Origin of the sequence: Mesorhizobium sp. M1428 (genome assembly GCF_040317515.1) — a bacterium.
Lineage (GTDB): Bacteria > Pseudomonadota > Alphaproteobacteria > Rhizobiales > Rhizobiaceae > Mesorhizobium.
On the sequence record NZ_JAMYKT010000007.1, the window covers coordinates 199555 to 216075 of the forward strand.

A 16521-nucleotide genomic window follows, 5' to 3' on the forward strand; every position below is an offset into this window, starting at 1 on the left:
CCAGTGCGGTTGCCCAATCCTCCAACGAAAAACCAGGCCATCAAGCATGCGTTGAATCAGGACGGCAGTGGCTCATAAACTGAAACTCCGATGTATCGATCGTATGAGCCACGATCTTTCTCAGGAAGCTTGTCTCGGGTTACGCGCAATGTGAATCCCCCCTGCAAGTGCCCCGCGTCGAGAACCATCCAATCGAAAATATCATCGCCTTCAAATGCAAGCCGCTGTCCAACCTGATGCCATTTCTGAAGCTCGGGTGGCACCTCGAAAAACGTACCCGAAAATAGCCGCTCCTCAGCATGATAATGCACTGCGGCAAGCCAAAGGAAAACAAAGTGGTCCTCCCCAAGACGTTCGGACTCGTCGGGATCGCGGGTGTTCGACAAATGTCGGCACACTCGCAAGCGCGCGATCGTAAGCTGCAAGGAAGGCGGGGTCTTTCTGCGAGATAGCCGTGAAGAGTGGCTCATTCCGCGGTTCGTCGAATTCACTGTTCAATTGAGATTTTTCGCCCATAAAAGACCTCTTGGACTAACCTTGAACCGCTCAACGAGCTGCGAAGTCCGCGCGCTTCTTCCGGAGTGGGAGAGGCGGTGTCGCACTACCAGCCAAAGAGCCCTATCACGCTACCGACCAACCGCCATCCACCAATATACTCGCGCCATTGATCAGCGACGCCGCCGGCGAGGCGAGGAACACCACGGTGCCGGCGACGTCGATCGGGTCGCCGATGCGGCCGAGCGGGATGTGGCCAGCAAATGCAGGCGCAGGCGCGGCTGCTGCCGCGCGAGGCGCCGGTGACCAGCGCCACCTTGCCGGCTAGGTCGAATTTCGGTGTGAACTCATTTCTCATGCGATTCCACCTTGTTCTTCAAATCGGACCGGCTGCCGTGTCGGACCGAATAGGCTCGCGTGAATTCGGCGCCCAGCAGAAATATCTCCGCCGAATAATAGACCCATAACAGCACGACAAGCAGCGCGCCGGCCGCGCCGTATGATGATGAGATGGCGCTGGTTCCGATATACCAGCCAATCAGCGACTTGCCGATGGTGAACAGAAACCCGGTGACCACGGCGCCGAGGCCGACATCGCGCCATTGCAGGCTGCGGTCGGGCAGCACCTTGTAAATCGCGGCAAACAGCAGCGTGATCAGGGCAAACGAGACGATCCCGTTGATCGCGCTCAGGATGATGGTGCCGAACGGCAGGTAGGCGTTGATGACTTCTCCGAGCGCCGAAATTGCGGCGCTTACGACCAGCGACACCAGCAGCAGGAACCCGAGGGCGGCGACCAGGCCCAGGCTTGCAATGCGTGCCCGGACCAGCCGTGAAATCGTTGCCCCGCTCGGTTTGACTTTCCAGATTTCGTTCAGCGCCAGCTGCATTTCGCCGAACACGCCGGATGCGGCAACGAACAGCGTGACCAGCCCCAGAATGCTGGCAAGGGTTCCCGCTTCCTTCTGCGAGGCGTTTTCGATCGTCGCTTGCAGCAGATCGGCACTTTGCGGCCCCATCAGGCCGGCGATCTGTGCCGAAAGCGCGAGTTGCGCCGCCTCGTGCCCGAAGGCCATGCCGGCGATAGCGACAATGATGAGCAGGATCGGCGCGAGCGAGGTCGTGGCATAAAACGCTATCGCCGCCCCATGGCTCAGCGCATTGTCGTCGATAAAGCCGATGACGCTCTGCTTGAGGAGCCTCCAGCCCTCTGCTGCCAAATTCCACATGTAGGCCTCGCATGCCTGTCAACAAACAAGTAGCGGCGGCGCAGCGCCGGGCGAGGGGAGAGGCTCGGCCGGAACAAAGCCGGCAACGGCACGCTGTACAAGGCGATCGCCTATAAAGGCGGCGCGCAGCGAACATCGAAAGGTGCCGCTCGACTGGCCAGGTCGTGCTCACGATGCAGTCAGGGGAACTGTGACGGTTGTCTGATAATTTATCGGATATCGGTCGAAATACGGGAACTCGACTGCGAATGCATATTGGGCGGTCAGATGTGCCATGCGAAAGCCGCCGCTGGGGGCGTCGATTGCTATTGTCACCTCGACGTCTTTCAATCCCAAATCCAGTAATTTTTCCGTGGCAATGGCTTGGATCTGGGCCTGCGTCAGCGAGTTTTTCATTTGCAGCGCACGTGACGACGTTTCCAGCGTGTACCGAACACTCGACATGGCATTCAGAGCCCAGCCGAATGCAAAGATGCCGATCAAAAGCATTATCAGGAAAGGCGCGATCAGCGCGAACTCTAATGCAGCTCCGCCTGATGCATCCCCCGTGAAAGCTCTCGACTTAGCGGACACGAATCACCTGTTGATGACTGAGTTCGCGCGAGAGGGAAAACGCGCCAAAACTGAAGGGCGGTGACCAGGTGGCTGTCGCCTGTATTTCCACAAAGACGGCGGGAGCTTTCGAACTGTCGCACAGGACAGATGGATCGACCACGATGGTCCCGCACATATATTTCCGGCGCAGCGTCACCTGCGCGTCATCGGGATGGGTTTCCCAGCTCGAAAGGGCGACGACTTGGATAGTCACGTCGTCGGCTGCGCCTTGCATCACTAGATTGGCCGCCGTTTTAACGCCGGCACGCATCGACAATGCGCTTGATACAAAAGACCAGCCGTCAGTAATGCCGAGAAGTACCAGGCAAAGGATCGGCAGTACCAGCGCAAACTCGACCGCGGCAGCACCTGAATCGCTCCGGAACATCCGGACTGAAATCCGTGCCACGAAGATTACTCGACTAGCTTTATTGATTGTGCGGCCGGAATGTCACGCATTCCGAGGCTCGTGCAATCCTGGCTGATGCTCGTATTGCCAGACCACTGCACGGTACCGGCGACGACCTGGGTGCAACCGCCCTTGCCAGAGAAATTGCCGAGGTAATTGACTGCCTGGGTTGGAAAATACAGGGCGCCGGTCAAAAGCGAATCCGCCGTGCCATTGAACGTGTTCGATCCCGTCGGGTTACCCTTGTTGCCGTAAAACAGGACACCGGAATACGTGCCCGACGTCGGTGCGCTAAGCTTGATTGTGGCGTTGCCGTTCATGCTGACGCCCGAACTGCCGGCCAGATAGATGATGACTCCGTCGCCGGAGATATTCGCGTTGGAGTTCGCTTTGAAATCACCGCCTTGGATGACGTATATGCCGGGCGAGAGGACAACATTGCCGCTCAGGCTCAACCCGCTGCAGTATGTCCCGGGGGTCAGGGTTGACAATCTCGAGTTTTGACAGGGAGTTGTGGCTGGTGGCGTCGGCAAGTCGATAAAGGGATCACCAGCGGGTAAGGCCTGGGTTATGGGGCTGGCGCAAACGGTTGTTACAGGGTTGTTCAACGAAACGCCGCCGGCTGATATGAGGCAATCGACCTGAAGGTTGGCCGATCCCTGAAGCTTGATAGCATCCGCAGCTATGGAATTGGACATCACGGAGCAGCCGGTCAGTTTTGTGGTCGAACTGCCGGAAAAGAGCACCGCTTTGGAAGCGGAAGGATCGCGCGCCTGCATGCAGGCTTTTGAAGCGTCGGTGATAAGAGCCACCGCCCTTGCCTGGGCGCCAACCGAGTTTTGCGTAAATATTGCCGTGAAAAATCGATCAAGCTTTTGATGAACGATAACCTCGACCGCCTTTTTCGCGACATTCGGGCCGGAAGACGGAGGGATGAAGACCTCGATCGTACCTGTTGCCGGTTCCCAGCCGTTCGTCGTCGCCGACAGCGTCGCGGCGGAGACTATCGTTGGCTTGTCGGATCCCGAAACCTTTTCCAGAGCGCCGGCATAGGCTGCCGCATCCGCCACAGCCTGTAATTTCAGGCTGCTATAGTACCAGTAGGACGTTTCGACACCGAGGCCCGCTGCACCGACGACGATCGGCAACGACAGGGCAAATATAGTAGCAACGTTGCCGCTCTCGCCGATTCCTTGCAGAGAGCGGAACACATGCGTGAAAATACGGGCACGCCATTCCATTTCCCTATTTGGGCAGCAACGACTAAAGGATTGCCTAAGATTTTCCGTCCATTGTTAGCCGGCTCCTCGCTCTGGCGGCGCGTGTTGTTTCTGCTGCAGCCTCTCGCCCGTCGAATTGGTCGGCTGTTCCAAGATTGAGCCAATTGCGGTTTGGCATCACGCGCAAGAAATCGCCGCCGCGGCCGGTTTCGATTGGCAATGGGTTGCCGTTCCCTGCTATTCCCGCTTCAAATCAAAAAGCAGTGGACGTTTCCAGTATGACCAATGTCGCATTGACCGGGCTTGCCCGCGATCTTGCCAAGCGTGCCGCGGAAGGCCGCCCGGTGCGCATCGGCGTTATCGGTTCGGGCGAGATGGGCACCGACCTGGTGACGCAAGGCATGCTGATGCCGGGCATTTCGGTTTGCGCGATCTCGACCCGCCGGCCGCATACGGCGCGTGACGCCATCCGCATTGCCTATGGCGACGAGGCGATGGCAGCCGAAGCGGACAGCGCTTCGAAGGTCAGCCAGGCGATCGAAAACGGCAAGATCGCAATTACCTCGAACGAAATGCTGGTCACCAATCCGCTTATCGACGTCGTCATCGATGCTACCGGCAAGCCCGGCGTCGCCGCCGATTTCGACCTGATGGCGATGCAGCACGGCAAGCATCTGGTGATGATGAATGTCGAGGCCGATGTCACCATTGGCTGCTATCTGAAGCAGCAGGCGGACAGGCTCGGCGTCGTCTATTCGGTCGGCGCCGGCGACGAGCCGTCGAGCTGCATGGAACTGATCGAGTTCGCCTCGGCGCTCGGCTACACCATCGTCTCCGCGGGCAAGGGCAAGAACAACCCGCTCAACCACGACGCCGTTCCCGACGACTACCGCGCCGAAGCGCTGCGCCGAAACATGAACCCGCGCATGCTGGTCGAGTTCGTCGACGGCTCGAAAACCATGGTCGAGATGTGCGCCATTGCCAACGCCACCGGGCTGGTGCCCGACGTTCCCGGCATGCACGGCCCCAAGGCCGATCGCGACGAGCTGGTCAAGGTGCTGATCCCGCGCGAGCAGGGCGGCATCCTGTCGAAAAAGGGCGTCGTCGACTACACCGTCGGCAAGGGCGTGGCGCCCGGCGTCTTCGTCATCGTCGAGGCGACGCATCCGCGCATCATCGAGCGCATGGACGATCTGCATATCGGCCACGGCCCCTATTACAGCTTCTTCAGGCCCTACCATCTGACCTCGCTGGAAGTTCCGCTGACGGCCGCTCGTATCGCGCTCTACGGCAAACCCGACATGGTGCCGCTGCCGCGGCCGGTTGCCGAGGTCTGCGCGGTGGCCAAGCGGGATCTGGCGGCAGGCGAGGTTTTCGACGCGATCGGCGAGACCTGCTACCGCTCCTGGACCATGACCGTCGAAGAAGCCCGCGCCCACCGCGCCGTGCCGGTCGGTCTGCTCGAAGGCGGCAAGGTGCTGAAACCGGTGAGGAAAGGCGAATTGCTCACCGCCGACAATGCTGCGCCCGACCCGACGACCAGGCTGTTCGCCTTGCGCCGGCTGCAGGACGAGATGCTGTATGGGGCGGGGTAGGTGCATCGCAGTTCGTGAGCGAAGCGCCCAAACTGCCAATCTCCCCCCTCGTGGGGGAGATGTCCGGCAGGACAGAGGGGGGCGCGAAGGAGCCCTGCTTTTCTAAAGGCGGCTATTGCCGCTGAAACGCACGGCAGACGATCGCCGCCGACCGGCTTCTCTCAAAAGCCCTACTTCCCCAACTCGATCGACCGCAGCCGCGCCGCTTCCACCGCTTCGGTGAGCAGGCGCGTCAGACGGTCCTCGCCCATCAGCACGGCAAGGGCGGCAGCCGTAGTGCCGTTGGGGCTGGTCACCTGCTGCCTGAGCACGCCAGGCTCCTCGCCGCTTTCGGCGGCAAGCGAGGCGGCGCCGTAGACCGTCTGCATGGCCAGAAGCTTTGCGACCTTGCCAGGCAGGCCAGCCTTCTCGGCGGCCACGGTCAGCGCTTCGATGAAGTGGAAGATATAGGCCGGCCCCGATCCGGAGACTGCCGTCACCGCATCCATCAGGCCTTCGTCGTCGATGTCGGCCACTTGCCCGCTCGCCGAAAGCAGGTCGGCGACAAGGCGTTTGGTGTCCTCGGAAACCAGCCTGTTGGAAAACACCACCATCATGCCCTTGCCGATCGCCGCCGGCGTGTTGGGCATGCAGCGCACGATCGGCGCGCGGTCGCCGAGAACGCCTTCGAACGTGGCGACCGGCGTCCCGGCGGCGATGCTGAGGAAAGTGGTTCGGCCATCGTTGAAGCGGATGTAGCCAGCGGTCACGTCGCGGATCACCTGTGGCTTGACCGCAAGGACGACGAGGGCCGGCACGGCGTCTGCCGGGATGGCGCCGGCATCCGCGGCAGCAGAGCAGCCCAGTGCTTCGGCACGCTTGCGCAACTCGGCACTGGGCTCGACCACGAACACCGCAGCCGGAGCGAGCTTGCCGGCTTTCAGCCAGCCCGAGAGCATGGCGTAGCCCATATTGCCGCAACCGGCGAGAACAAGCCTGATCGTCATCGAAAGCCTCCCATAGAGATGGCTTCCCCATAGACGTTCGCGGCAGGGCGGGGAAGTCCTGTTGGGACCGTGATCAGGCGGAAACCCGGACCTTGCGGTTGGCATGCGCATGTAGTCGTGCAGTGGCGCGGCGACCAAATTAACCTTTTATTTCCTATGCCTGTTTAGCATCGCTTAACCAGTGGCGGTCGCTACGTCCCAGCCCGAGGGGAAAGCTCCAGAAACCATGGCTTATAGGAATAATCGTGAACACTGGAGGAACGAGCAGTCCCTGCTGTCGTTCGTCGAGGCAGCGAGCGACGGGGACGAAGCGTCGCTGGTTTCGCTAGAGGACCGCGCAGGCCCGTCATGGCGCGAGGATGCCGCCACACGCCATCGTCTCGCCCGCTCGCGCCGCGAAGCGCGTGCCAGCCCGATCCTGTTGGCAGCCGCCGGTATCAGCCAGCCCGATCCTGATGAGCCAAAGGCCGGCACCATGCTGATGGAAGAGGCTGCAGCTGCCGATGTAGTTTTCGAACCCGCTGGCTCCCTTGGCGGCCCCGATGCCGGCTCCGCTGAGGACAAAGCGTACCGGGCAGCGCGTCGGGGTCCGATCGGCGCCGTGTTGTCAGCGCTGCGCAGGCTCATGCCCGGCAGAGCGCCGGAGGAGATGGCGTCCGGCGAGACTTCCGCCGCGACAAATTCCAGCGCAGCCATATCGCCTGTCTTCTATCCGCAGCAACCCACGCCGCCGCATTCGGCCCATACTCAGGCCTGGTCGAAGGCGGCAAATCAGGCCTCGGAAGCCGCCGATCAGCAAACCCAGATCGAAGAAATCCGCGCCAGCCTGCGCGAATTCCGCGAGGTCGTTCGGGAGCTCACCGAAAACCGCACGCGCCGCCGCTATTTCTAAGCGTCGAATAAAACATGCCGGTTTCGAGTTAACGGCATGGGACGGCGCATTGACGGGATTGCCCGGCTCGATTTTCGTGAAAATGCCGCGCTGCAGTCCGCCCGCCTGCGCATGGTTCTGGGCAACGACCTGCATAAAAGATATCTGGAGCGCGCCGCATGGATGTTTTGACGCGGCAGGCTTACGCGATAGGCGTCGAGGGTGGTTCATGGCTGAGTTGATTGACGGAAAAAGCGTCGCCGAAGACGTGGTGCGGCGGGTCAAGGTCCTGACCGCCGAACTCGCGGAAAAGGGCGGACGGCAGCCCGGTCTCGCCGTGGTCATCGTCGGCGAGGATCCGGCGAGCCAGGTCTATGTCGCCTCCAAATCGCGCACCGCCAAGGAATGCGGCTTCCATTCGGTTCAGCACACGCTGCCGGCCGAAACCTCCGAGCCGGACCTGTTGAAGATCATCGGCCAGCTCAACGCCGATCCGGCCATCAACGGCATCCTGGTGCAGCTTCCGCTTCCCGGCCATATCGATGCCGGCAAGATCATCCAGACCATCGCGCCGGAGAAGGATGTCGACGGTTTCCACTTCATCAATGTCGGCAAGCTTGGCACCGGCGAGCTCGAGACCGCCTTCGTACCTTGCACGCCGGCCGGCTCGATGCTGCTGACCGAACGCGTGCGCGGCAAGGACCTGTCCGGCCTCAATGCGGTCGTCGTCGGGCGTTCGAACATCGTCGGCAAACCGATGGCCAATCTTCTGCTTGCCGCCAACTGCACCGTCACCATCGCGCACAGCCGCACCAGGGACCTGCCGGCGCTTGCCCGCACCGCCGATATTCTGGTTGCAGCCGTCGGCCGGCCTGAAATGGTCCGCGGCGACTGGGTCAAGCCTGGCGCCACCGTCATCGACGTCGGCATCAACCGCATCGCCGCACCTGAAAAGGGCGAAGGCAAGACCCGCCTTGTCGGCGATGTCGCCTTTGCCGAAGCAGCGAAGGCGGCCGGCGCCATCACGCCGGTGCCTGGCGGCGTCGGGCCGATGACCATTGCCATGCTGATGGCCAACACGCTAGCTTCCGCCTACCTCGCAGCCGGGTTGAAACGGCCTTCCTTCTGACCAGAGAGCAGCGTCCTTGCCCAACCTCACTGTCCCCTTAGAGCGGCCGGTCACCAATGATCCCGTTCAGGGCGGCCGGCAGTTCGGGTTTCTGTTGGTCGACAAGTTCTCCATGTTCTCGCTGGCCGCGGCAATCGACACGTTCCGGTCGGCGAACCGGCTGCTCGGCCGCGATTTCTATGGCTGGACGACGGTGTCGGCCGACGGCGATGCCGTCATGGCGTCTAACGGCCTGCCGCTCAAGATCGACTACGCCGTTGCCGATCTGCCGCCGGTCGACATCCTGTTCGTCTCGGTCGGGCTAACGACGGAATTTCCCGGCAAGAGCAAGGTGCTGGCGGCGCTGCGCAGCTGGGGCCGGCGCGGCAATGCGCTCGGCGCGCTTTCGGTCGGGTCCTATCTGCTTGCCGAGGCAGGGCAGCTCGATGGCTATCGCTGCACCATACATTGGGAAAACCGCGCCGGTTTCCTCGAACGCTTTCCGGAGATCAACTGCACCGGCAACGTCTTCGAGATCGACCGCAAGCGCTACACCTGCGCTGGCGGCACCACCTCGATCGACCTGATGCTGGAGATCGTGCGCGGCGATTTCGGCTCGAGCCTCGCCAATGGCGTCGCCAACCAGTTCCAGCATGAGCGCATCCGCTCGGCCGGTGACCGCCAGCGTGTCGGCCCGGAGCGCGACCTGACCGGCAAGTCAGAAAAGCTGCGGCGCATCGTCGAGCTGATGGCCGACCATCTCGACGAGCCGCTGTCGGCGGTGCAGCTCGCCAAGTCGGCGGGCCTGTCGGTGCGCCAGGTCGAGCGCCTGTTCCTGCGCCACCTCAGTGTGACGCCCGGGCGCTATTACATGCGGCTCAGGCTTGAGCGGGCGCGCGAATTGCTGCGCCAGACCAACATGCCGATCCTCGACGTGGCAATCGCCACCGGCTTCACCTCGCATTCCTATTTTGCCCAGAGCTACCGGCTGCAATTCGGCCGGCCACCTTCCGAGGAACGCCGCACGACCTATTGAGGGTTTTGCACAGAGGCGGCGGAGCTTCGTGCTCCGCCCGGGCTTGTGTCGCGACGCAGCGTCAAATAGCTTTCCGGCGCCGAGCGGCGGCGACTGACGGGGAGATATTCAATGGCCGGATTCGTGCGGAGCGCCGCTGCGGCGGCCCTGCTGCTGTGGATGACGGGGTTCGGCTTCGCCGCCGATCGCGTCATCGTCATTCTCGATGCCTCCGGCTCGATGTGGGCGCAGATCGACGGCAAGCCCAAGCTCGAAATCGCCCGTCAATCGCTGCGGAACGTGCTGCAATCGGTCCCGGCCGACGAGGAAATCGGCCTCATGGCCTATGGCCATCGCGAGAAGGCCAGTTGCGACGACATCGAACTGATCGTGCCGCCACAGGCCGGCTCGGCAAGTGCGATCTCAGCCGCGGCGGACAGCCTGAAATTTCAGGGCAAGACGCCGCTGACCGCCGCGGTCAAGCAAGCGGCGGAGGCGTTGAAATACACCGAGGAGAAGGCGACGGTCGTTCTCATCACCGATGGCATCGAGACATGCAATGGCGACCCCTGTGCGCTCGGCAAGGAACTGGAGGCTGCCGGCGTCGACTTCACCGTCAATGTTGTCGGCTTCGGCCTGACGGCGGCCGAGGGCAAGCAGGTTGCTTGCCTCGCCGACAACACCGGCGGCAAATATGTCGAGGCATCGGATGAAAAGGCATTGCACGACGCCTTGGTCGAGACCGTCGCGCCTCCGCCACCCGTCCCTGAACCGGCTCCCGCCCCGCAGCCTGCTCCCCAGCCGACCCCCGCCAAGCCGGCGGAGTCCAATTTCGTGCCCACCGTCGTGCTTGCCGAGGGTGGCGATCCCGTCACCGACGGCAATGCCTGGGAGATCTACAAGGCGAATTCCGACGGCACGCGCGGCGATCCCGTCATCACCGAATATGGCGCCTACAAAGGCAATCTGGAGCCGGGCGACTACATCGTCGTCGCGCGCGCCGGCGAGGCCAGGGCCGAACAGAAGATCAAGATAGAGCCTGGCCAGGTCGCCAAGCCGCACTTCAACCTGAATGCCGGCACGCTGGTCATCCACCCCAGGCCAAGCGAAGGAGCGGACGTAGATGACGGCGCGGCTGTCGTAATCGGCTATCCCGGCGTCGATACCCCGCCGACCTATTACGGCGACACGAAAGTCGTGCTGCCGGCCGGCGACCAGAAGGTGACCGTCACGATCGGCCAGGGCATGGTTACCGAGACGATCCTGCTTGCCGCCGGCAGGGTCATCGACAAGGACATCATTGTCGGCGTCGGGCGTATCGTTGCCAATGCCTATTATGCTGCCGGCGGTGACAAGGCCGAGGGTTCGGGCGTTGGTTTCAAGGTGCTCCAGGCGAAAAAGAACGTCGACGGAACCAGGCGGGAGGTGACTTATGCCTACGGTCCGGACAGCAAGTTCGATCTGCCGCCCGACGATTATGTAATGGTCGCGACGGTCGACCTTGCGGTGGCCGAGCAGCCGTTCAGCGTCAAGGTTGGCGACCATCAGGATCTGAAGATCGCGATAAACGCCGGCATGCTGACGATAACCGCGCCAGGGGCCTCGAAGATCGAGATATTCGAGGCCAGGAAGAACATCGACGGAACCCGCAAGTCGGTCGGCTACGCCTATGACCAGAAGTATGAAGCCACCCTGTCGTCCGGCGACTACGCGGTGGTTTCGGAGAAACCGGACAACAGCTCGAAAGAAGGCACGGTCACGGTCAGGGCCGGTGCGCGAGCCGAGCTGACGGTTCAATAGATCCAGAGCAATTCCAGGAAAAGTGTGGAACGGTTTTCCGTCCGGAATTGCGCAGAAATAAAGGGGGAGCAGCCATCGGCCGCTCTTCCTCATGGCCGAAAAAGGGTCACGCCGTACCGAAGGCGCTGGCGCCATGGTCGGCGCGGCCTACCAACTGCCGGAACCCGGCGAAAAGCTCGCGGCCGAAGCCGAATTCATTGCCTATGAGGTCGCTGTCCGCGGGGCGGCGCAGTGCGAAATCGCCGGCTGGCACCAGTACTTCGAGCGTTCCGGCCTCGGCGTCGAGCCTGATGATATCGCCGTCATGGATCCTGGCGATCGGCCCGTCCTCCGCCGCTTCCGGCGTCACGTGGATCGCCGCCGGCACCTTGCCTGAAGCGCCCGACATGCGCCCGTCGGTGACCAGCGCCACATGCTGGCCGCGGTCCTGCAGGATGCCGAGCACGGTGGTCAGCCTGTGCAATTCCGGCATGCCATTGGCCTTCGGTCCCTGGAACCGAATGACGGCAATGAAGTCGCCGGTCAGCGACCCCGCCTTGAACGCCTCGTTCAGGCCTTGCTGGCTGTCGAACACCTTGGCCGGCGCCTCGATGATGCGCCGCTCCGGCTTGACCGCCGATGTCTTGATGACGGCGTGGCCGAGATTGCCCGAAAGCACTTTCAGACCGCCGCTCGGCTGGAACGCCTTCTTGAACGGCGCCAGCACCTTCTCGTCGCCGCTATGGCGCGGCGAGGCCTCGCGCACGACGCCGCCGTCGGCGCCGAGCTTGGCCTCGACCGCATAGGGGCGCAGCCCTTCGCCCCACACCGTCCGCACATCCTCGTGCAGGATGCCTGCGTCGAGCAGTTCGCGGATCAGGAACCCCAGCCCGCCGGCGGCGTGGAAGTGGTTCACATCGGCAAGGCCGTTCGGATAGACCCGCGCCAGCAGCGGCACCGCTTCCGAGATGTCGGAAATATCCTGCCAGGTAATGGCGATGCCGGCCGCCGCTGCCATGGCGATCAGGTGGATGGTGTGATTGGTCGAACCGCCGGTGGCGTGCAGGCCGACGATGCCGTTGACGATCGAGCGCTCGTCGATCATCCGCCCGACCGGCGTGTAGGCGTTGCCGAGCGCGGTGATCGCCAGTGCCCGCTTGGTCGCTTCCCTGGTCAGCGCGTCGCGCAGTGGTGTGCCCGGATTGACGAACGAGGCACCGGGCGTGTGCAGCCCCATGATCTCCATCAGCATCTGGTTAGAATTGGCTGTGCCGTAGAAAGTGCAGGTTCCCGGCCCGTGATAGGATTTTGATTCCGCTTCGAGCAGTTCGGCCCGCCCCACCTTGCCCTCGGCATAGAGCTGGCGGATCTTGGCTTTTTCGTCGTTCGGAATGCCGGTCGTCATCGGCCCGGCCGGGATGAAGACTGCCGGCAGATGGCCGAAGGTCAGCGCCGCGATCACCAACCCCGGCACGATCTTGTCGCAGACGCCGAGATAGACGGCGGCATCGAACATGTTGTGCGACAGGCCGATCGCCGCGGCCATGGCGATCACGTCGCGCGAGAACAGCGACAGCTCCATTCCGGGCTGGCCCTGGGTGACGCCGTCGCACATCGCCGGTACGCCGCCGGCCACCTGGGCGATGCCGCCGGCCTCGCGGGCCGCGTCCTTGATCAGCGCCGGAAACGTCTCGAAAGGCTGATGCGCCGACAGCATGTCGTTATAGGAGGTGATGATGCCGAGGTTCGGCACCCGGTCGCCGCCAAGCGCTACCTTTTCGGAAGGGCTGCAGACGGCAAAGCCGTGGGCCAGGTTGCCGCAAGACAGCACGGCCCGGTTGGCGGTGCGGTTCGAGGCTTCGGCGATGCGGCCGAGATAGGCCGCGCGACCGGGCTTGGAGCGCTCACGGATGCGCTGGGTGATGGCTTCGATGTCGCGTCTTGCTGTCATGGCGGTCGGTCCTTTCAGGCGAGGTCCCGCAAACACCTTCCGGCTGTTGCCGGGACCTGCAGCCAAGTTGAGATCAGGGTGCCCAGAAAACCTCTAAGGGCTTTTGAGTGGCATCGAGCACGGCGCGAATGGGCTGTCGTGTTCCAGTTCCAAGCGCGGCCTCGAATGCGGTGCGTTTTTCCGCGCCCTCGATATGCAGCGCGATGAAGGCGGCATTGATGATCCGCGCCAGTGACAGCGTCAGCCGTGGCTCGCCGGCGCTTGCCGCGTGAACTGGAAGCACAATCCTTTGCGACGACGGATCGAGCAATCTTGCCAGGTTGTCGGCATCCGGAAAGAACGAGGCGGTGTGGCCATCAGTTCCCATGCCGAGCACAACAACGTCGAGTGGCCAGGGCAGCACTTGCAGCGCCTCACTGTCGGAGACCGCTGCCCCCTCGATCGTTGCCGCGGCGTGGTAGAGCGGCACGAAATTCGCGGCGGCGGCCGCGTTCTGCAGCAGGTTGGCGGCAACCAGGCCGGCATTGGAGCGGGGCGATGAGGGCGGCACGAAGCGCTCGTCGACCAATGTTATCGTCACCTTTTCCCAGGCGATCGGAACGGTCGAAAGCGCCGCAAAGAATTTCGCCGGCGTCGTGCCGCCCGAGACCGCCAGCAGTGCCGTGCCGCGCTCGGCGATCGCCTTTGACAGGCGGCCGGCGACGTGGCCGGCAAGTGCTGTCGCCAACTCCTGGCGTCCGGCAAATTCGTGCCAGTTGTAGGCGCCGCCTAATTGCTCTCGTGCCATGTCCGCCCGTCGCGTTCGATCAGCGCAATCGAGGCCGAGGGACCCCATGTGCCGGCGGTGTAGCCTTGCGCCTCTTGCCTTCCGCTTTCCCAGGCATCCTGAATCGGGTCGATCCATTTCCACGCCGCCTCGACCTCGTCGCGGCGCATGAACAGCGTCTGGTTGCCACGGATGACGTCCATGATCAGCCGCTCATAGGCATCGGGGGCGCGGCCGTCGAAGGATTGCGCAAAACTCATGTCGAGCGGGATCTGGCGTAGCCGCATGCCGCCCGGCCCTGGATCCTTGATCATGATGAACTGCTTGACGCCTTCGTCGGGCTGCAGCCTGATGACCAGCTGGTTGGCGGAAATCGGCCCGGCGCTCTCGCCGAAGATCGAATGCGGGATCGGCTTGAATTCGATGACGATCTCCGAAACGCGCGTCGCCAGCCGCTTGCCGGTTCGGAGGTAGAACGGTACGCCCGCCCAGCGCCAGTTGCCGATCTCGGCTTTGAGCGCAACGAAAGTCTCGGTGTTGCTGTTCTTGCCGAGCTCCTCGACATAGCCTTTCACCGGCCCGCCGGCCGAGGCGCCGGCACGGTATTGCCCGCGCACCGTGTGCTTCGGCGCCTCGTTGCCGTTGATGCGCTTCAGCGCCCGCAGCACCTTCAGCTTTTCGTCACGGACTGCATCGGCGTCCATCGACGACGGCGCCTCCATGGCGACGAGGCAGAGCAGTTGCAGCATGTGGTTCTGCACCATGTCGCGCAATGCGCCGGCCTTGTCGTAATAAGTGACGCGGTCTTCCAGGCCGACTGTCTCGGCCACGGTGATCTGCACATGATCGACATTGGCGGAATTCCAAAGCGGCTCGTAGAGCGCGTTGGCAAAGCGCAGCGCCATCAAATTCTGCACCGTCTCCTTGCCGAGATAGTGGTCGATGCGGAAAATCTGGCTTTCATGGAAGTCGTCGCCGACCAGGTCGTTGAGCGCGCGCGCCGAAGCGAGATCGCGGCCGATCGGCTTTTCCAGCACGATGCGCGAATTCGGCGTAATCAGCCCGTGCTCCTTCAGCTTGTGCGAGATGTCGCCGAACAGCGCCGGCGCCACCGCCAGATAGAAAGCGCGGATGTGTTCGCTGTCGCCGATCGCCTTCTTCAGCCTGTCGAAGCCGGCACCAGTTGTTGCATCTGCCGGGATATAGGAGAGCCGTGCGAGGAACGTCTTCAGTTCCGTGGCGTCGATATCTTCCGGTTTCACATGATCGGCAATCGCCTGCCTGGCGAAAGACTGGAACTCCTCGTCTGTCATCTTCGAACGTGATGTGCCGATGATGCGCGTCGGCTCGGAAAACTGGTGGTCGCGCTGGCGGTGGTACAGCGATGGCAGAAGCTTGCGTTCCGACAGATCGCCGGTGCCGCCGAAAATGATGAAGTCGAAAGGGTCGACGGGGATGATCTGGCTGGTCATGGTCTGTCCGCTCTGACGCCGGTCGCGATAACGCGGCTGATATAATCTAATCGATTTAAACTTGCCAGTGCCATTGCGTCACATCCGCGTGTGCTCTTGACACCGGCGCTAGCCGGAGGCTTGTCGGCAAGCGATGCTTCCGGGAGCGTTCGCAGGTGCAGCATAGAGCGGGATCAAGGCGAAAGCCAAAGGAGAAATCGGCAATGGACACACATCTTTCGATGGCCGTGGCCAAACGCGTCGTCGATCGTCTTCAACGATGAGTGAGAAAAGCATGCGCCTCAAAAACAAGGTCGCCATCATCACCGGCGCCGCCTCGGGTTTTGGCGAGGGCATGGCCAGGCGCTTTGCCGAGGAGGGCGCGCGGGTAGTCGTCGCCGATCTGAACGCCAAGGGTGCAGAGCGCGTCGCCGGCGAGATCGGCGAAAACGCGATCTGGACCCAGACCGACGTCTCGCTGCGGTCCGAATTCGACGACATGGTCCATGCTGCAATGAGCGCCTTCGGTCGCATCGACATCATGGTCAACAACGCCGGTTACACCCATCGCAACGGTGATATGCTGGAAGTCGATGAGGCGACCTTTGACCTGATCACATCAGTCAACATGAAGGCGATCTACCACGCAGCGCTTGCCGTGGTACCGGTGATGGAGCGGCAAGGCGGTGGCGTCATCCTGACGACGGCCTCCACGGCCGGTATCAGGCCGCGGCCTGGCCTCACCTGGTACAACGCATCGAAAGGCTGGGCGATCACCGCGACCAAATCGATGGCGGTGGAACTCGCGCCGAAGAACATCCGCGTCAACTGCCTCTGCCCGGTTGCCGGCGAGACCGGCATGCTCGCGAAATTCATGGGCGCCGACACACCCGAGATCCGCGAGAAGTTCCGCGCGTCGATCCCGCTCGGCCGGCTTTCGACGCCGCTCGACATAGCCAATGCCGCGCTTTGGCTCGCTTCGGACGAGGCGGCTTTCATCACCGGCGTGGCGCTGGAAGTCGATGGCGGGCGTTGTATTTGAACGGTCCAGT

The 16521-nt window shown here is 62.6% G+C and carries 16 protein-coding genes and 1 pseudogene; 7 read left to right on the forward strand and 10 right to left on the reverse strand.

Features of this window, described 5'->3' with window-relative positions:
- Nucleotides 1-56 precede the first annotated feature (56 nt).
- From NKG60_RS12820 to NKG60_RS12845, 6 genes and pseudogenes are all read right to left on the reverse strand, one after another.
- Complete coding sequence (locus tag NKG60_RS12820; protein WP_352974978.1) at nt 57-425, reverse strand: DUF2314 domain-containing protein; 369 nt, start codon at nt 423-425, stop codon at nt 57-59.
- Nucleotides 426-621: 196 nt separating this feature from the next.
- Nucleotides 622-762 (reverse strand): annotated as a pseudogene (locus NKG60_RS12825) (SDR family oxidoreductase); the annotation flags it as partial.
- An 80-nt stretch (nt 763-842) separates the two neighbouring features.
- Nucleotides 843-1724, reverse strand: a complete 882-nt coding sequence (locus NKG60_RS12830; protein WP_352664074.1) for a YihY/virulence factor BrkB family protein — start codon at nt 1722-1724, stop codon at nt 843-845.
- A gap of 168 nt (nt 1725-1892) precedes the next feature.
- On the reverse strand, nt 1893-2297 hold the full coding sequence (locus tag NKG60_RS12835) for a TadE/TadG family type IV pilus assembly protein (RefSeq protein ID WP_352664072.1): 405 nt from the start codon (nt 2295-2297) through the stop codon (nt 1893-1895).
- Nucleotides 2287-2727, reverse strand: a complete 441-nt coding sequence (locus NKG60_RS12840; RefSeq protein WP_352664070.1) for a TadE/TadG family type IV pilus assembly protein — start codon at nt 2725-2727, stop codon at nt 2287-2289. The genes NKG60_RS12835 and NKG60_RS12840 overlap by 11 nt, the downstream gene beginning before the upstream one ends.
- Nucleotides 2728-2732: 5 nt before the next feature.
- Nucleotides 2733-3968, reverse strand: coding sequence for a pilus assembly protein TadG-related protein (locus tag NKG60_RS12845; RefSeq protein WP_352664068.1), 1236 nt, complete (start codon nt 3966-3968; stop codon nt 2733-2735).
- Between the two features lie 257 nt (nt 3969-4225).
- On the opposite strand from NKG60_RS12845, the gene NKG60_RS12850 reads away from it, so the two are divergent.
- Complete coding sequence (locus NKG60_RS12850) at nt 4226-5542, forward strand: NAD(P)H-dependent oxidoreductase (protein WP_352664066.1); 1317 nt, start codon at nt 4226-4228, stop codon at nt 5540-5542.
- 170 nt (nt 5543-5712) lie between these two features.
- Here NKG60_RS12850 and proC read toward each other — a convergent pair whose 3' ends face one another.
- The gene (gene proC / locus NKG60_RS12855; protein WP_352664064.1) at nt 5713-6528 is read right to left on the reverse strand and encodes a pyrroline-5-carboxylate reductase; all 816 of its coding nucleotides are present in this window, start codon (nt 6526-6528) and stop codon (nt 5713-5715) included.
- 226 nt (nt 6529-6754) lie between these two features.
- Between proC and NKG60_RS12860 the strand changes: the two genes are divergently transcribed.
- From NKG60_RS12860 to NKG60_RS12880, 5 genes are all read left to right on the forward strand, one after another.
- Complete coding sequence (locus NKG60_RS12860; RefSeq protein WP_352664062.1) at nt 6755-7420, forward strand: hypothetical protein; 666 nt, start codon at nt 6755-6757, stop codon at nt 7418-7420.
- 36 nt (nt 7421-7456) lie between these two features.
- On the forward strand, nt 7457-7591 hold the full coding sequence (locus tag NKG60_RS12865; RefSeq protein WP_352664060.1) for a hypothetical protein: 135 nt from the start codon (nt 7457-7459) through the stop codon (nt 7589-7591).
- A gap of 37 nt (nt 7592-7628) precedes the next feature.
- Entirely contained in the window at nt 7629-8528 is a 900-nt protein-coding gene (folD, locus tag NKG60_RS12870; protein WP_352664058.1) for a bifunctional methylenetetrahydrofolate dehydrogenase/methenyltetrahydrofolate cyclohydrolase FolD, read from the forward strand.
- 16 nt (nt 8529-8544) lie between these two features.
- The gene (locus NKG60_RS12875) at nt 8545-9543 is read left to right on the forward strand and encodes a GlxA family transcriptional regulator (RefSeq protein WP_352464953.1); all 999 of its coding nucleotides are present in this window, start codon (nt 8545-8547) and stop codon (nt 9541-9543) included.
- 111 nt (nt 9544-9654) lie between these two features.
- Nucleotides 9655-11322, forward strand: a complete 1668-nt coding sequence (locus tag NKG60_RS12880) for a vWA domain-containing protein (protein ID WP_352974979.1) — start codon at nt 9655-9657, stop codon at nt 11320-11322.
- A gap of 106 nt (nt 11323-11428) precedes the next feature.
- On the opposite strand, the gene edd is transcribed toward NKG60_RS12880, so the two are convergent.
- The 3 genes from edd to zwf form a co-directional block, all read right to left on the reverse strand.
- The gene (gene edd / locus NKG60_RS12885) at nt 11429-13252 is read right to left on the reverse strand and encodes a phosphogluconate dehydratase (protein ID WP_352664054.1); all 1824 of its coding nucleotides are present in this window, start codon (nt 13250-13252) and stop codon (nt 11429-11431) included.
- A 73-nt stretch (nt 13253-13325) separates the two neighbouring features.
- The gene (gene pgl, locus NKG60_RS12890) at nt 13326-14039 is read right to left on the reverse strand and encodes a 6-phosphogluconolactonase (RefSeq protein WP_352664052.1); all 714 of its coding nucleotides are present in this window, start codon (nt 14037-14039) and stop codon (nt 13326-13328) included.
- The gene (gene zwf, locus NKG60_RS12895) at nt 14021-15490 is read right to left on the reverse strand and encodes a glucose-6-phosphate dehydrogenase (RefSeq protein WP_352472717.1); all 1470 of its coding nucleotides are present in this window, start codon (nt 15488-15490) and stop codon (nt 14021-14023) included. The genes pgl and zwf overlap by 19 nt, the downstream gene beginning before the upstream one ends.
- A gap of 274 nt (nt 15491-15764) precedes the next feature.
- Here zwf and NKG60_RS12900 point away from each other — a divergent pair, with 274 nt between their 5' ends.
- Nucleotides 15765-16511, forward strand: coding sequence for an SDR family oxidoreductase (locus tag NKG60_RS12900; protein ID WP_352664049.1), 747 nt, complete (start codon nt 15765-15767; stop codon nt 16509-16511).
- The last annotated feature ends 10 nt before the right edge of the window (nt 16512-16521 follow it).

Coding starts and splice junctions, on each gene's coding strand:
- NKG60_RS12830 (WP_352664074.1), bottom strand. CDS start 1,724: ATGTGGAATTTGGCAGCAGAGGGCTGGAGGCTCCTCAAGCAGAGCGTC.
- NKG60_RS12845 (WP_352664068.1), bottom strand. CDS start 3,968: ATGGAATGGCGTGCCCGTATTTTCACGCATGTGTTCCGCTCTCTGCAA.
- NKG60_RS12850 (WP_352664066.1), top strand. CDS start 4,226: ATGACCAATGTCGCATTGACCGGGCTTGCCCGCGATCTTGCCAAGCGT.
- proC (WP_352664064.1), bottom strand. CDS start 6,528: ATGACGATCAGGCTTGTTCTCGCCGGTTGCGGCAATATGGGCTACGCC.
- NKG60_RS12860 (WP_352664062.1), top strand. CDS start 6,755: ATGGCTTATAGGAATAATCGTGAACACTGGAGGAACGAGCAGTCCCTG.
- NKG60_RS12865 (WP_352664060.1), top strand. CDS start 7,457: ATGGGACGGCGCATTGACGGGATTGCCCGGCTCGATTTTCGTGAAAAT.
- folD (WP_352664058.1), top strand. CDS start 7,629: ATGGCTGAGTTGATTGACGGAAAAAGCGTCGCCGAAGACGTGGTGCGG.
- NKG60_RS12880 (WP_352974979.1), top strand. CDS start 9,655: ATGGCCGGATTCGTGCGGAGCGCCGCTGCGGCGGCCCTGCTGCTGTGG.
- edd (WP_352664054.1), bottom strand. CDS start 13,252: ATGACAGCAAGACGCGACATCGAAGCCATCACCCAGCGCATCCGTGAG.
- pgl (WP_352664052.1), bottom strand. CDS start 14,039: ATGGCACGAGAGCAATTAGGCGGCGCCTACAACTGGCACGAATTTGCC.
- zwf (WP_352472717.1), bottom strand. CDS start 15,490: ATGACCAGCCAGATCATCCCCGTCGACCCTTTCGACTTCATCATTTTC.
- NKG60_RS12900 (WP_352664049.1), top strand. CDS start 15,765: ATGCGCCTCAAAAACAAGGTCGCCATCATCACCGGCGCCGCCTCGGGT.